We start from the raw sequence: 614 nt of genomic DNA on the forward strand, positions 1-614 counted from the left end.
CCGGGTGAGGTCGGTGGTGTCGAGGTGGCTGGTCATGGTGCTGGTTTGGTGCCAGAGGCCCCAGGCGAGGCTGGTGGCGGGTTGGCCGTGGGTGTGGCGGTGGTGGGCGAGGGTGTCGAGGAAGGTGTTGGCGGCGGCGTAGTTGGCTTGGCCGGGTGTGCCGAGGGTGGCGGCGATGGAGGAGAAGAGGATGAAGTGTTGGAGGGGGAGGTGTTGGGTGTGGTGGTGGAGGTTCCAGGCGGCGTGGGTTTTGGGGTTGAGGGTGTGGTGGAGGTGGGTGGGGGTGAGGGTGGTGAGGGTGGCGTCGTGGAGGGTGCCGGCGGTGTGGATGATGCTGGTGAGGGGGTGGTTGGGGGGGATGGTGGTGAGGAGGTGGGTGAGTTGTTGGGGGTTGGTGGTGTCGGTGGCGGTGATGGTGATGGTGGCGCCGAGGGTGGTGAGGTGGTGGTGGAGGTCGGTGGCGCCGGGGGCGTCGGGTCCGCGGCGGCTGGTGAGGTGGAGGTGGCGGACGCCGTGGTGTTGGACGAGGTGGTGGGCGAGGAGTGCGCCGAGGGTGCCGGTGCCGCCGGTGATCAGGACGGTGCCTTCGGGGTCGAACGCCGGACCGTCCGCGG

1 protein-coding gene is annotated in these 614 nt (G+C 69.9%); it reads right to left on the bottom strand.

Annotation, left to right across the window (positions count from 1 at the left end):
* On the bottom strand, positions 1-614 hold a 614-nt coding region (locus MXD59_RS26005; RefSeq protein ID WP_248827202.1), incomplete at both ends, for a beta-ketoacyl reductase.

It is taken from the genome of Frankia umida (genome assembly GCF_023242945.1).
Lineage (GTDB): Bacteria > Actinomycetota > Actinomycetes > Frankiales > Frankiaceae > Frankia > Frankia umida.